Origin of the sequence: Staphylococcus sp. McC-251-APC-3A2 (assembly GCF_009695665.1) — a bacterium.
Classification (GTDB): domain Bacteria; phylum Bacillota; class Bacilli; order Staphylococcales; family Staphylococcaceae; genus Staphylococcus; species Staphylococcus cohnii.
On the sequence record NZ_VUNO01000002.1, the window covers coordinates 379,485 to 395,099 of the forward strand.

Consider the following 15,615-nt stretch of genomic DNA (forward strand, 5'->3'; position numbering starts at 1 on the left):
TAAACTCCGCTAAATTAAGCTAAGTTAGCATTGTCTGTATTTCCTTCATCTGAATCTTTTAATTTAATTATTTTAAACCCAATAAATCCAAAAATAACTGAAATTATAGGAACTGTATAATTCACAATGGCAAATGGTGCATATTCCATTACCGATACACCTAACGTAGATGCGATAAATACACCACATGTATTCCAAGGTACGAATACTGAAGTTAATGTTCCACCATCTTCTAATGCCCTAGATAGGTTCTTAGGATGTAAGCCTTTGTCTTTAAAAGCACTCGCATACATTCTAGAAGGTACAATAATAGATATGTATTGTTCTGAACATGTAAAGTTAGTGCCGATACAAGAAATAATCACTGATGCAATCAATGAACCAGTTGTTCTCGCTACTTTTAAAATCACCGAAATTAATGCAGATAGCATACCCGAATATTCCAATACGCCACCAAAAGTCATCGCTACTAAAGTCAATGAAATCGTATAAAACATTGATTCTAAACCGCCACGATTAAACAGTTCATCTACAAGTTTATTACCTGATTCAATCGTATATCCTGTTTGCAAAGCAGTCAGCGCTTCCGTTATGCTTCCACCTTGCACAAAAATTTGAGCAAAAAATCCAAATATAATGCCGACACAAATTGCTGGAATAGCTGGAACTTTGAACGTTACTAATACAATAACTACTAAAGGTACTAACAACAACCATGGTGTAATCACAAAATTATCTTGCATAGTGTTAAGAATTGCATCGATACGCTTCGTATCAAAATTTTTATTACCATACTGTATACCAATAAAGAAAAATGCAATTAACGCAATAATCACAGCTGGAATTGTGGTATAGAACATATGTTTAATATGCTCAAATAATTCAACACCAGATAATCCTGAAGCAAGATTTGTCGTATCTGATAATGGGCTCATCTTATCACCAAAATAAGCACCACAAATGACTGCACCAGCGACCATGCCTGGAGAAATACCCATACTAACACCAATACCCATTGATGCAACACCAACAGTAGCCATTGTCGACCAACTACTACCGATAGCTAACGCTACGACACCACATAATATAACTACAACTGCTAAAAAATAACGAGGGTCTATTAACTGAAGCCCATAAAATATCATTGTTGCTACGACACCGCTACCAATCCATGAGCCAATAACTAAACCTACAAGTATAATAATAACAATCGCTGGCAAAGCATGCCGTATGCCCTTGTACATCATTTCTTCTACTTCACTAAATTCATATCCATGCAACATAGTCACAATGATAGCGACCGCAGTACCAATCATTAGAGGAATATGAGGTTCTTTTTCTAATACAGCCACAGTTATTAACATCGTAATAATCATAATTGACAATGTAACGACTGCCGACGTAACACCTAGTGGCTTCTTTAAATCATGTTTTTCTTCGTTATGCTTATCTTTTGGCTTTAAAATAACAAACACCTACCTTTGTTATTTTATATCATACTTAAAAATGTATGCGCTTTCAATAGTGTATTTATAAATTTTTAATGAATTTTATCTCAATTAATTTATTGTTATACTTAAAATCAGCGTCATTACTCGACTTACTCTCCTGTCTGTAAACTTCAAATAATGATTTAAATTCTTTGATTTTTACAACAATAAAATATAAATACCATTAACAAAGGTGGTATATACTAAAAAAAGTCTAGACGACATTGCTTCATCCTAGACTTTTTCATATTGTCTGTAATTGAGTTAGTAGTGCTTATACATGAAGTGAAGTTCAGGTAATCATTTTATACTTTCTTCAATATTCGTCATCTTTGCCAAGCTGAGATGACGAAATTATTATAATAAAATTAGATTTCTATCCGCGCTCTAAAACATTTTTATGAGCCATATTTACTGAAATTGATAGCTATGATGACTTTTTGCAAAGCCTTTCGCCGTATAAATCCAAGAACCTCCGCCTTGTTCAATATCATTAGCACAAATCACTAACTGATCCGTCCCTGGATGCTGGATGGGTTGAACGAAGCATATGCCCTTGATCACGACCCGGGATTAAAATTTGTCCAATAGGATAACCTTTTTTATTAAACACTAATACTCTGCCCTGTCCATACATTACTACGTATAAATTATCATCACTGTCTATACAACATGAATCTGGCCCTTCGTGTCCAGTAAAATGGTAAGGTATAGAAGCGCCAAATGGTGCAATGGTTACACCGTCTTCTAGTAAATCAATACGATGTAATCGGTTCGCATTTGTTTCAGTTACCCAAAGTGTTTTTTCGTCAGTACTTAAAGCTACGCCATTGGCAACAGCTAAATTTTGAAGCACAGGTGTTATGGATTTATAATCTGGCGCAACATAATATACGCCACCTTTAAGATTCGTAGAGTATCCTCTAAAATCAGTAAAATAAAATCCACCTTTACTATCAAACACTAAATCATCTACACAATATTCTGTGTCAATGTCTGACACAATCGTCTCTTCTGCTTCTCCCTCAGCATTAACTGCAAACACGCCGCCTGAACGCTCAAAGTCACCCAAATAACAAACAAATAATCTTCCATCCTTGTGGATTTTAACAGCTGCAGGATTTTCTTTATGTGATGTAAAAAGCTGAGTTACTTTTTTGTCTGGCAAAGTCACATGAAAAACAGTTCCCCCAAACACTTCGCAAAGTGTTAAATCACCATTTCTATCAAAGCATAAACCTTCTAATTGTAATCCTTCATTTGAAATTTCCAACCAAGGTTCTGCAGTTATTGTTTGTAGACTTTGTTCCGATGCTAAAATTGGCACCACAGAATGATTCTTGTGATCATATGATAATGCCGGTAGATTATTCCCCATCATACTCTCTCTTTTCTTTTAATCTTTTCTTTCGAGCTTGTAATTTATATTATATGGAACTCAAATCACAAAATAAAATATTTATATTTTAATTCAAATTCATTTATTGCGCAAAAAGACGGAGTAATGAAAACAATGAGTCATTACTCCGTCAATCATATTAAATATTTTAAAGTCTCAATGATACCTATCAAAAATATAATTCAATCGCTAATGTGCTTCTCTAATTTGATTGAGAATCTGTTCTGCCATAGCTGCATTTGCGCTCGGTTTTTCTTTTAACAGTTCAGCGACTCTAGCGATTTCATCACCTTGCGCACCCACAACAATTGCTAATGATTTATATTGTAAACTCATATGACCTTTTTGAATACCTTCCGAAACCAGTGCACGACATGCTGCAAAGTTTTGAGCTAAACCAACTGCAGCTACAACATGACCAAGTTCTTGTGCTGAATCAACTTTCATTAAATCTAAAGCAGCTCGAGCAATAGGTAAGACACGTGTACCTCCACCAACTGTTGCCAGTGTCATTGGCACCTCAATCGTACCAATTAATTTTTGGCGTGTTACATCATATTGCCAAGTAGCTATACCTCGATACTGTCCATCTTTACTCGCATATGCGTGAGCACTAGCTTCAGCACCACGCGTATCATTACCTGTAGCTAAGACAACTGCGTGAATGCCATTCATCACACCCTTGTTATGCGTCGCTGCACGATGAATATCTACTTGCGCTAACACAGATGCTCTTTCCATTCTACGTGCTACTTCGGCACCGTCACGTCCACCTTTGGATAGTGATTGAATATCTATCTCACCTTGTACTTTAACAACAGAAGCAGTGGCGTGATTAGATAGAATACTCATTAATATATCTACATCTTCAAGTTCCGTTTTTAAATATGCAGAAATCCCCTCTAATATTGTATTTAACATGTTAGCACCCATTGCATCTTTTGTATCTACAAATACTTTGAGCGATAATAACTCCGCTTCTGGAAAAGTATCTATTTCAATTCGACGGTAACCGCCACCTCTTTCAATAATACTAGGATAAGACTCATCTGCAATTTGCTTAATCTTCGGCTCAAGATCTTTAATATTTTGAGATAAACGTTGTGTATCCTTTACGTTATCAAAAACAATTTGTCCAATCATTAATCGCTCACTAGCTACGACATGAAACCCACCTGTTTCGTTGACTAACTTTGCACCATAGCTTGCAGCTGCAACAACAGAGGGTTCTTCAACCATCATTGGAACAACATATGATTTGTCGTCTACAATAATTTCAGGTAGTAACCCGACAGGCAACGCACCTTGACCAATCACATTTTCAATTAAACTGTTGGCAATTTCTTCTGGAATTAAAGGATGTGTTAATAACATATCGTGATTATCTTTATTCAACCAACCATAATCAAGTAGACAATCTAACTTCTCCTCACGTGATAAATGGCGAAAATCTTTACCTAAAGGTAACATTAGGCATCCCCCTTTTCTACATATAATGCGATACCTAAACCGCCACCAATACATGCAGTTGCAATCCCGTTTCGTTTATTTTCTTGTGATAAGATATTTACTAAAGTAGTCACCAATCGTGTACCACTTGCACCTATTGGATGACCTAAAGCAATGGCACCACCATATAAGTTAAGCTTATCAGGATGTATCTCTAAATTGTTTTTAACCGGTATACTTTGAGCAGCAAATGCTTCTGTCATTTCCACAACGTCAATATCATCCATGTCTTTCTTGGATTTTGTTAATAATTCCGTCACTGCATGATACGGCGCGTACCCCATATAGGTAGGATCACAGCCAATTTCCGCGTGTTCACCTAATGTTGCAATAATTTCAAAGCCTTCTTGCCTTGCATAATCCGCATCCATCAAAATAATTGTTGATGCGCCATCATTGATACTTGAAGCATTCCCACCTGTGACAGTGCCATCTTCTTTAAATATTGTTTTTAAAGTACTTAATTTTTCAATACTACTATTGCCACGAATGCCTTCATCTACCGTCATTAATTCGCCTTCATTATCTGTTAATGTAACAATTTCATTATCAAATTTACCTGCTTCTGAAGCTTGCGCTGCTTTATGTTGTGAATCGTTCGCAAACGCATCTTGTTGTTCTCGTGTGACATTATATTTTTCCGCTATTTTCTCTGCTGTAACACCCATTGGTACATTTAGAAATGCATCAGTTAAACCGTCATGCATAAAACTTTCAACTGGTGTTGCTTCTTCATCAAATAGTATTTTGGGCGCATTTGTCATACTTTCAATACCTCCAACAGCTACTACTTTTGCTTCTCCTAATTGGATTTGTTGCTTGCCAAGTATGATAGATTTTAACCCAGAACCACAAACTTCGTTAATCGTCATCGCAGGTGTTGTATTAGGCACACCAGCATTGATACTAACTTGTCGTGCAGGATTTTGGCCACTTCCAGCCTGAAGTACATTGCCATAAATGACTTGCTCTATCATTTCAGGTTTGAGATTAATGGCTGACATAGCAGCCTCTAACGTTTTTGTACCTAATTCTACTGCAGTATAATTACTTAATTTACCTCTGAATTTTCCTATAGGTGTCCGCTTGGCACTTACGATTGCTATTTTTTTCATTATTATTCTCCTTTTGAGCATATTGTAAATAATTGTCTTTTATACATATGATTTGATATGATACAATTGCTTATTTATTAAAAGAAAGGTGTCGATACACTTTATGACAGTTGGTATTGATCAAATCAATTTTTATGTTCCAAATTTTTATGTAGACATGGCTAAACTTGCCGAATCTCGTCAAGTTGACCCAAATAAATTTCTTATTGGCATTGGGCAAAATGAAATGGCAGTTAGCCCAATGAGCCAAGATATTGTAACTATGGGTGCTAATGCTGCCAAAGAAATCATCACTGAAGATGATAAAAAACAAATTAGTATGGTTATTGTTGCTACTGAATCTGCTATAGATTCTGCTAAAGCATCTGCGGTTCAAATACATAATCTATTAGGTATTCAACCATTCGCGCGTTGTATTGAAATGAAAGAAGCTTGTTACGCTGCTACGCCTGCCATTCAATTAGCGAAAGATTATATTGCCAGCCGCCCTAACGAAAAAGTTTTAGTTATTGCTAGTGATACTGCTCGCTATGGTCTAGAATCTGGCGGTGAGCCAACGCAAGGCGCAGGTGCAGTTGCTATGATGATAACACAAAACCCACGTATTCTTGAACTAAATGATGACGCAGTCGCATTTACAGAAGATGTATACGATTTTTGGCGTCCAAGTGGACAACCGTACCCGTTAGTGGATGGTGCATTATCAAAAGATGCCTATATCCACTCATTCCAAGAAAGTTGGAATGAATATGCACGTAGATATAATACTACATTAGATACATTTAAATCATTATGTTTCCACGTACCATTTACTAAAATGGGTAAAAAAGCACTCGATTCTATCTTAACAGAAGATATCAACACAGAAACTAAAGAACGATTAACTACAGGGTATGACGCAGCAACTTATTACAATCGTTATGTAGGTAATATTTATACTGGGTCATTGTACTTAAGTCTAATTTCATTGTTAGAAACACATACTGAATTAAACGCTGGTGATACAATTGGTTTGTTCAGCTATGGTTCAGGTTCTGTTGGTGAATTCTTTAGTGGTAAATTAGTCGAAGGCTATCAAGATGCACTTGATATAGAAAAACATAAAGATCTATTAAATCATCGTACAGAAATCTCTGTTGACACATATGAAACATTTTTCAAACGTTTCGACAACCTTGAATTTGATCATGATATAGAGTTAGCAAATGAAACAAAAGGTATTTTCTATCTCGAAAGCATCAGTGATCATATTCGTAATTATAATACATTAAATTAAGTTTCAATTCACTTAATCTTACCTCACTTCATTTAGTATGATTGGTGACATAGAAAATGGTATATGTATCTAAAAAACTTTATCTAAAATCGAAGGTTAAATACAATTCCAAATATTCAAGCCCGTAAATGAATTTTTTGATATTCAATTACGGGTTTTTTTATATAAAATAAAGAGGATGACTTTTACTTCACTTACATAAAAGCCATCCTCTTTTATTATGTTAAACACATTATGATTAGATTACCTATGAGATTTAACCACGGTTCGTTTCGTCTAAATCTTGCGTTTCAATATCTCTTTTGGGTTGTAACGATAACCCTAAATATTTACGTTCTTCATTTCCATCTTTATATAAGGAAATCATCATTAAGATAACTACAAAACTAAACGGTAATGCTGAAATAATTGCCGCAGATTGCAGTGCATCTAATCCAGTGTCACCACCAGCCAATAATAGTACGTACGCGATAGCTGCTAATGCAAGTCCCCAGACAATTTTTATAAATCCTGACGGATTCAATGTACCATATGCAGTTTGCATACCTAAAACAAAGGTTGCAGAGTCTGCAGAAGTGATAAAGAATGAAGCGATTAATGCTAACGCAATAATTGATAGTATAAATCCAAATGGCAACTCGTTAAATATACCGAATAATTGCGTTTCTGGTGGCATTTTAAATATCTCGCTATGAGATTGCCCTACGTCTATACCAGTTACACCAAATGCACTAAACCAAATAATACTAATCACAACTGGTACACCTAATACGGCAATTACAAATTCGCGAATACTACGACCTTTAGAGATTCTCGCAATAAATATACCAACAAATGGACTCCAGCTCATCCACCAGCCCCAATAATAAATTGTCCAGCTTTTCAACCACTCAGCTTTTTGTTCATTTAATGGTGCCACGTCTAAACTATTAAAAATAAGTGAATTAAGGTAATCACCAGTACCACTTGTCATCATATTTAATATCAGTACGGTTGGTCCTACAATAAAAATAACAATAAGTAATAATGCTGCTAAAAACATATTTAAATTACTTAAATATTGGATACCTTTACTCAAGCCACTCCACGCACTATATAAAAATAACACTGTAACTACAGCAATAATAATTCCTTGAACAACAGCATTATTCGGCACACCAAATAAATAATTTAAACCACCGTTTATTTGTATTGCGCCTACACCTAAAGAAACTGCTACACCAATAATAGTAGCAAACACCGCTAAAACATCTACTACGACACCAATTGGGCCATCCACTCTATCGCCCAACACTGGTCTTAGCGTTCTAGAAATTAAGCCATTTTCTCCTTTACGAAATTGAGAATATGCCAAGCCTAATGCCACTACACCGTATACTGCCCAAGGATGAAATCCATAATCAATAAATGAGGATCTAAAGGCTTGTGCCATTGCTTCCTTTGTTTCAGGATCTGCTGTTGGCGGCGCTAAATAATGTGATATCGGTTCTGAAGAACCATAAAATACGAGACCTATGCCCATACCTGCACTGAATAACATCGCTAACCAAGATACCGTGTGAAATTCCGGTTTATCTGTTGGTTTACCTAATTTCAATTTCCCAATAGGGCTGAAGACTAAAAATACACAAAAACCTAAAATTACTGTATACAGTAACATATAATACCAGCCAAACGTTTTTGTTACCCAAGAAGAAATAACGCCAGTAATTTCTCCAAATTTAGCTGGAAAGATAGCTCCAATAACTACTAATAAGCCTACGACTAGTGCCGAATAGATAAACACACTAGAAAACGACTTTTTTGTATTATCCAAATTTTCCACCCCTCTAATAATAATAAAAAGACGTTTTATAGGATAACACACTGAGTAAGAGAAACAACTTTATATTTTTAGGAAATTTTATTGATAAAAAATACAAAATGTATAAAATAATAATATTTACTTACAATAATTTTCAGTCAGGAAACTATGTTATATTTACGGTTTTGTACTATGTTTCGGTCTATAAAGTGTTTGCATATCTACTTTTTCCAGTTTCAATAACTCAATTTTAGTATCAATGCCACCACCGTAACCAGTAAGACTACCGTTTTTGCCAACTACTCTATGACATGGAATTATAATAGAAATCGGGTTTGTACCAACAGCACCACCCACTGCTTGTGAAGACATATTTGGTTTATTTCTTTTAATACCTATTTCTTTAGAAATATCACCATAAGTGACAGTCTCTCCATATGGTATTTTCAATAAAACATCCCAAACTTGCTCCCTGAATTCGGTTCCTATAGGTTTTAGTGCAAAATCTATTTTAGGATTATTTCCAGAAAAATATTTATCAAGCCATATAATCGCTTTTTCAAAAATTGGTAAGTCTGCTTCTGTTAACGATTCATCATAATTTGATTCAAAATCATCATGTTTAGGTAACCACAATCCTGTAATTGCTTCGCCATCCGACGTTAGTGCAACCCGACCAATTGGTGATTCATAATATGTCTTATAGTGCATCGTATCACTTCTTTCTAGTATATTTTGTAATTATCATAATCCTTTTAAATTTTAATGTAAAATAGATCTTGATACTTCTTCATAATAGAAAGCCCTCGTAAGTAAATACATAGCTACTTAGTTACTGCATACCAAAAAGCGCAATTACTACATTGGACTCAATTTACCATGATATATTTATTTCCACCTGACCACTCAATTCACTTGCTTTATGATAAAGGACAAGAGAAAAATCTAATTTTATGCAAATAAATTTCGTCGTCCAATACCAACAAAGATGACTAGTATTTAAAAAATATAAAATGATGACCCGAGCTGAAGTTCATTCATAAGCCCTATTAATTCAATAAATTGAGTAGTGACGTTAATTTTCAGTTAAACCATCTACTGACAATATAAATGAGCCTGGAACAAATCAATGATGTCCCAGACTCAACGTAACTATGAATAAAAGAAATGTCTTCACTATTTAACTTTCCGTGTTGGTATAACGATTGCACTTGCTAAAACACCACATAATACTAAACAAGTCCCTACTATGAAGCCTACACCTGCAGCAATATGCATGTTTTGACCACTCTGAATAATACCAGTAAAAATAGAAGTCATAATTGCAATACCAAATGCACCACCTAATGTAGAGCCCATTTTAAAAATACCTGAAGCGACACCAACTTTTTCTGGTGGTGTCGTGGAAACCGCTGTACTTAAAGCTGGTGTAGCAAATAATCCTGTACCACCACCAAAAAACACAGCGCCAATTAGCGCTACAACAACATAAATAGCAGTATCAAAAAATGTCAAACTAAACATTAATACACCTAAACCAGTAAATATTGGTCCAATAATCATCGCACGTTTGGCACCAAATCTTTTTATACTTTTCTCACCTAAGCGAATGACAAGCAATAACGAAATTAAATAAGGCAATGTTAACAATCCTGCTTGGAAAGCTGTTAATTTCAAACCACTTTGTACGTACATATTTAATAAGGCAATTACTCCAACGCCAGTATTTAATAAGAAATTAGCTAAAACAGCACCAATATAAGGTCTATTTTTAAATAAATCTAAATCAATAAATGGCACCTTTTTGACTCGTTCTACTTTAAAAAATATGTATATACAAATTAAAAATATGACAAATAACATTACTGTTACAGCATTTAGCCATCCTATTTTATAACCCTGTGTAATTACAAAGCTAATACTACCAATCATAATAATAAAAATAATTAAACCTATATAATCAAACGGGCTCGCTTCCGCTTTATTAATGCGACTTTCTGGTAATTCACGCAATAAAACTAAAGCCAAGATTGATAATATAATCGATAATATGAAAATGGATTGCCAAAAAATAAATGTAGCCATTGCACCTGCAAAAAAGGAAGATAAGCCAGTACCACCAAATGCACCGATTGACCAAAAACTGAGTGCTTTTTGTCTATCATCTCCATCAAAAAAGTCATTCACTATAGATATTGTGGCTGGCATGATAATCGCTGCAGAAAAGCCCTGTACAATTCTACCAAGTAGTAGCATCACAATATTTCCAGAAACAATCAACATCAGCGAACCGATAATACTCAACACTAAAGCAATTCTAGTTAATTTCACTTTACCAAATTTATCTGATATATTCCCAGCCACTACCATAAATACACCTGTCACAAATGATGTTAAACTCACTGAAATATTTACGATATCTGGACTCACATCAAAAGTGGTTTGTATTTTAGGCCCAATATTCAAAAAAGATTGAGCAAATAACCAATATGTTAATATAGATAAAACAATACCAGTTAACAACATGCTACCTGAGACTTTTTCTGTCTTCATTGTCATAAAAGCATCCCCTATTTCAATAATGATAATGATGAATCCATTCGTTCACCATTTTATAAATTTGAATACTATAATGAGTTATAATACAATTTATAAAAATTCATATACCTAAAATATTATCACTATTTTATAGAAAATTGGGATGTTACCCTCTAATTATTATGAATTTTCTGATAATTAAATTTAAAAAACTTAATTTTTTCTTAAAATTGACAATATCAAAATAATTTTTTGATCGCTTTAGCAAAATATCTTTTGAAGTACGTTACATTGTGTTGGCCTCTTTTATTGGTAGTATAATAGAGTAATGCCTTCTCAGAAATCATTAATTCACTTAATATATCTACAGCTAATTCTGTTTGAACAAACATTTCTTGTTTAATGCTAAGCTGTTGCTGTCCTTCAAGCTCTCCTACATACCAATAAATTTGTTTGTCCTCTTTAATAATCGTTTGTTGTTTCATAAATGCCACAAATCCTGGATACCATACTGAAGGTGATATTAATATATAACGGCCAAAACTTTCTGGACTTTTAAATAATGTATACAAAGAAAGTAATCCGCCTAATGAAGCACCAGCTATACCGATATCTTCAGTTCTTTGAGATATATTAAAACATTTTCTTAAATAAGGAAGCAAATGCTTAGTTATCCATAAAATATAAGCATCTGCTTCCCCTCTATAATTAATCCCATCTACGACTGCTCCCCATGGGCTATATTCCTGATTTCTATTGTTGGGAAGCACTCCGACAAATATAATATCTCGCTCAACATCTTTAAATAACGCGTCTCCATCTTGCACTAATATCAGCGGATAGCCACTTTCTTTCTTTTCATCATATGCTTTGGGCAATTTCACAAAAATCACATGTTCTTGAAAATGAATCTTAAATGTTTTAACATTCATTTTAATCACCACCTTCTTAGCAGTTCAAAAACACCACGCTTTAACTAGAGAAATTAAATAATTTTATTTTATTTTTCTTAGCATACTCTAATGCTAAAATTTCTAAAATATTGATAAAAGCTAAATTATCTTTAACTTTAATATATTGAAACTTTAACTTTTTTTCATTTGCTTTAATGTTTTTCATTTCCGCTTCATCTAAACCGTGATGTTCTATATAAGCCTTTCTAAATTTTGTAGTTCCAGTGTCTGAAGCTGAATTAAATTGTCCTAATTTATCATATAAATCTTTTTGCGTAAATTTAAAACCAGTCATAAATCCACCAGCTTGTCCTACAAATATTGGTGTTTTATTTTCAAAAATCACAAAAACACCTTTTTGTTCTGCAACTTTACTTCTACTTTCATTATCAAAAGCAAGTGCATTTGCTTTATCATACTTAAATAATTTTTTTAATTGCTTATTATAGTCTTCTAACAAAGTATTTATTTTTTTCTCGCCATTCAATGTAATCATTCCTTTCTTTTTTCATTTAACATATACACCAAATGACCTCATATTAAACCTTTAGTTATCATACGTACTTTTTTGTATTAATGAAATAGCTCAAAAGTCTTCATCGTAATTTTATTTTTTCTATATATACTTGTTTTTCATACAATGAAAAACGTGCGTATACAGATGGTTTATCATGTAATAAACTCCGTATGCGCACGCTTTTAATCTCAAATTTTAATTGGCTTTAAATAATATTGTAAACTCGTGTATGCCACAGTAAACACATGGTAACATTCACAAATGAACACAAATATGTTATTTAAGATAATTTAATACTGTTAATCCTACAGCTTCTGCAGAAACTCGCATTGAACTTTCACTGATATTAAATTTAGGATGATGGTGCGGATGAATATCACCGTTTTCTGGTGCAGCTCCAGCATAAATAAATGTGCCAGGAATTGCCTTAGCGTAGTAAGCAAAATCTTCTGAAGGCGGTTGTGGCTCACATCTTTCAACACTTGAAATTGCATCAGTATCCGCTTCTTGTATAGTATCTACAACAAATTTTGTGAATTCAGGATCATTGTACAAGGCTGGATAATCATCATGGTAGTCTAATTCACATGTGACACCAAACATTGCTTCCAATCCTTCGGACAAACGTGTCACTTCTTTTTTAATTGTATTTTTAGTATCATCGGTTAACGCGCGTACGTCACCTTCTATTTCAATACTATCTTTAATCACATTGAATTGTCCTTTACCATCAAATGAACCTATTGTGACAACACCCGTTTCAAACGGATTTAATCGTCTTGAAACAATCGTCTGTAATGCATTCACAAAGTATGCACCTGCTACAATACTATCATTTGCTGTATGTGGAGACGACCCATGACCACCTTGACCATTGACTTTAAGCTTAAAGAAATCACGTCCAGTTTGCACGTTACCTTCTCTGTAATAGATATTACCTGCAGGCATATGACTCATGACATGAACACCCAATACATGATCAACACCATCTAAAACACCGTCTTTAATCATTGCTTGTGCACCACCAGGAGGTACTTCTTCAGCTGGTTGATGTATGACAACAACTTTACCATTAAATTGATCTTTCATTTCAATAAGTGTTTCTGCAAGAATTAACATATATGCCGTATGTGCATCATGCCCACATGCATGCATGACACCATCATTTTTCGAAGCAAATGCTAGGCCTGTATCTTCTTGAATTGGTAAAGCATCAAAATCAGCACGAATTGCGATTGTCTTGCCTGGTTTACCACTATCAATAGTAACTTTCAAACCATTTGGACCCACATTCGTTTCAACTTTACAATCTTTACCTTCATAAAATGCTTCTATATATTTAGGTGTTTCTTTCTCACAAAAAGATAGTTCTGGGTGTTGATGTAAGTAACGACGTATTTCTATCATACGTGTTTCTTTTTCTTTCAATGTTTCAATCAATTGTTTCATTATAATCATTCCTCCAATGAAATATACGATACCTTAATGCCATTATATACTTTTCAAATGACAACGTTGTATTAATGAATTATGCTCTATTTTGCTTCTTAAACGATGGCACAGCTAGAAGAATAATGACGAATGAAAGCAATGCCATTAATACATTTAACCATAAACCAGCCATCGCACCAAACTTCACATTTGTAGCTTCTGTAACAACGCCATATAAAGCTCCTGATAAAGCTATACCAAATGCGCCACCCAATGAGGAAGCCATTTTATAAATACCTGAAGCTACACCAACTTTATCTTCAGGAGAATTAGATATCGCCATATCTGTAGAAGGTGTTGCATAAAAACCTAAACCTAATCCATAGAGTAAATAACCAATAATACATACAACGACATATAGCGCACTAGGTAAAAATGTAAATGATATTAAAATAATACCAACCATATTAAACGTTGTACCTAACAACATAGGTTTTTTAGCCCCTACTTTTTGTAAAACTTTTTCACCGACTCTAATCATCAACAATACAGTAACCAAATATGTAATCGATAAAAGTCCTGTTTGGAATGCGTTGAAACCGATACCTTTTTGAACGAATGTATTGGCTACAAGCAAAGCACCTGCAACACCATTTAGTAAGAAATTGGATAATGTCGCCCCTGTATAAGCTTTGTTTTTAAATAATTTAAAATCAATTAATGGATTATGTTTTTTATTTTCAACTATTACAAAAGCTATGGTTGTGATAATAAATACAATAACTAGTCCTATTATTATAGGTGAAAGCATGCCAAATGTACCACTTTGAGTGATTACGACGTTAATACTTAACATCATAATTACAAAAAGCATCAACCCAGTAAAATCAAATTTCAAGTTTGTTGTATTATCAGATTTGGTTTCCGGTGTGCCTTTTATTAATAACATTGCAACTAAGGCAATAATAATAGATAAAATAAAAATCCATCTCCAACCAATAAAAGTTGAAACCATACCACCGAATAGAGATGCTAATCCTGATCCACCCCATGAACCAATCGACCAATAACTCAGTGCACGCTGTCTATCTTTACCTTCAAAATAAGTCTTCATAATTGCTAAAGTTGAGGGCATAATCGCTGCTGCTGATAAACCTTGAATTACTCTTCCTATAATGAGCAATATCGGCAGGTTACTAATTATAATCAATAAAGAACCAATGATACTTAACCATAAACCAATATATGTTATTCTCACACGCCCTACTTTATCTGCTAAGCTTCCAGCACCAACAACAAACATTCCTGAGAATAGTGCTGTAATACTAACAGCAATACTTATTGTGCCAATATTACTATTAAATGATTGTTGTAACGTAGGAACTACGTTTAATAAAGATTGCGCAAATAACCAAAAAGTGACAACTCCTAATACAATACCTAATATTAATTTGTTGTCACCTTGATAACTCTTCGTATTTCCCTGTTGAGTCATTTGTTCATCCTCCTAAAATATTTTTAAAATGACAAATAGGGAAGATTAGCTTAGTTGGAAAATGTACTTATTATCGACATTTTCAATA

11 protein-coding genes and 1 pseudogene are annotated in these 15,615 nt (G+C 34.0%); 1 reads left to right on the top strand and 11 read right to left on the bottom strand.

Going from position 1 to position 15,615, the window contains the following annotated elements; all coding sequences use genetic code 11:
* Nucleotides 1-14: 14 nt before the first annotated feature.
* The 4 genes and pseudogenes from nhaC to FYJ81_RS06725 all read right to left on the bottom strand — a co-directional run bounded on the left by nhaC (nucleotide 15) and on the right by FYJ81_RS06725 (nucleotide 5,513).
* Nucleotides 15-1,475, bottom strand: a complete 1,461-nt coding sequence (gene nhaC, locus FYJ81_RS06710; RefSeq protein ID WP_192942943.1) for a Na+/H+ antiporter NhaC — start codon at nucleotides 1,473-1,475, stop codon at nucleotides 15-17.
* 426 nt (nucleotides 1,476-1,901) lie between these two features.
* Nucleotides 1,902-2,871 (bottom strand): annotated as a pseudogene (locus FYJ81_RS06715) (SMP-30/gluconolactonase/LRE family protein).
* A 207-nt stretch (nucleotides 2,872-3,078) separates the two neighbouring features.
* Nucleotides 3,079-4,359, bottom strand: a complete 1,281-nt coding sequence (locus tag FYJ81_RS06720; protein ID WP_154409493.1) for a hydroxymethylglutaryl-CoA reductase, degradative — start codon at nucleotides 4,357-4,359, stop codon at nucleotides 3,079-3,081.
* Complete coding sequence (locus FYJ81_RS06725) at nucleotides 4,359-5,513, bottom strand: thiolase family protein (RefSeq protein WP_154409494.1); 1,155 nt, start codon at nucleotides 5,511-5,513, stop codon at nucleotides 4,359-4,361. Before FYJ81_RS06725 ends, FYJ81_RS06720 begins: the two co-directional genes overlap by 1 nt.
* Nucleotides 5,514-5,616: 103 nt before the next feature.
* Here FYJ81_RS06725 and FYJ81_RS06730 point away from each other — a divergent pair, with 103 nt between their 5' ends.
* Nucleotides 5,617-6,789, top strand: a complete 1,173-nt coding sequence (locus FYJ81_RS06730) for a hydroxymethylglutaryl-CoA synthase (RefSeq protein WP_107383988.1) — start codon at nucleotides 5,617-5,619, stop codon at nucleotides 6,787-6,789.
* Between the two features lie 256 nt (nucleotides 6,790-7,045).
* Here FYJ81_RS06730 and FYJ81_RS06735 read toward each other — a convergent pair whose 3' ends face one another.
* The 7 genes from FYJ81_RS06735 to FYJ81_RS06765 form a co-directional block, all read right to left on the bottom strand.
* Nucleotides 7,046-8,605: a BCCT family transporter gene (locus FYJ81_RS06735; RefSeq protein ID WP_107383987.1), complete on the bottom strand. Its 1,560-nt coding sequence runs from the start codon at nucleotides 8,603-8,605 to the stop codon at nucleotides 7,046-7,048.
* A gap of 165 nt (nucleotides 8,606-8,770) precedes the next feature.
* Entirely contained in the window at nucleotides 8,771-9,304 is a 534-nt protein-coding gene (locus FYJ81_RS06740; protein WP_154409495.1) for a methylated-DNA--[protein]-cysteine S-methyltransferase, read from the bottom strand.
* Nucleotides 9,305-9,769: 465 nt separating this feature from the next.
* On the bottom strand, nucleotides 9,770-11,146 hold the full coding sequence (locus FYJ81_RS06745; RefSeq protein WP_432578132.1) for an MFS transporter: 1,377 nt from the start codon (nucleotides 11,144-11,146) through the stop codon (nucleotides 9,770-9,772).
* 224 nt (nucleotides 11,147-11,370) lie between these two features.
* Entirely contained in the window at nucleotides 11,371-12,063 is a 693-nt protein-coding gene (locus tag FYJ81_RS06750) for an alpha/beta hydrolase (RefSeq protein ID WP_154409497.1), read from the bottom strand.
* 40 nt (nucleotides 12,064-12,103) lie between these two features.
* On the bottom strand, nucleotides 12,104-12,571 hold the full coding sequence (locus tag FYJ81_RS06755) for a hypothetical protein (protein ID WP_107383983.1): 468 nt from the start codon (nucleotides 12,569-12,571) through the stop codon (nucleotides 12,104-12,106).
* Between the two features lie 306 nt (nucleotides 12,572-12,877).
* Nucleotides 12,878-14,053: a M20 family metallopeptidase gene (locus tag FYJ81_RS06760; RefSeq protein ID WP_192942952.1), complete on the bottom strand. Its 1,176-nt coding sequence runs from the start codon at nucleotides 14,051-14,053 to the stop codon at nucleotides 12,878-12,880.
* 76 nt (nucleotides 14,054-14,129) lie between these two features.
* Nucleotides 14,130-15,527: an MFS transporter gene (locus FYJ81_RS06765; protein WP_107383982.1), complete on the bottom strand. Its 1,398-nt coding sequence runs from the start codon at nucleotides 15,525-15,527 to the stop codon at nucleotides 14,130-14,132.
* Nucleotides 15,528-15,615: the final 88 nt, after the last annotated feature.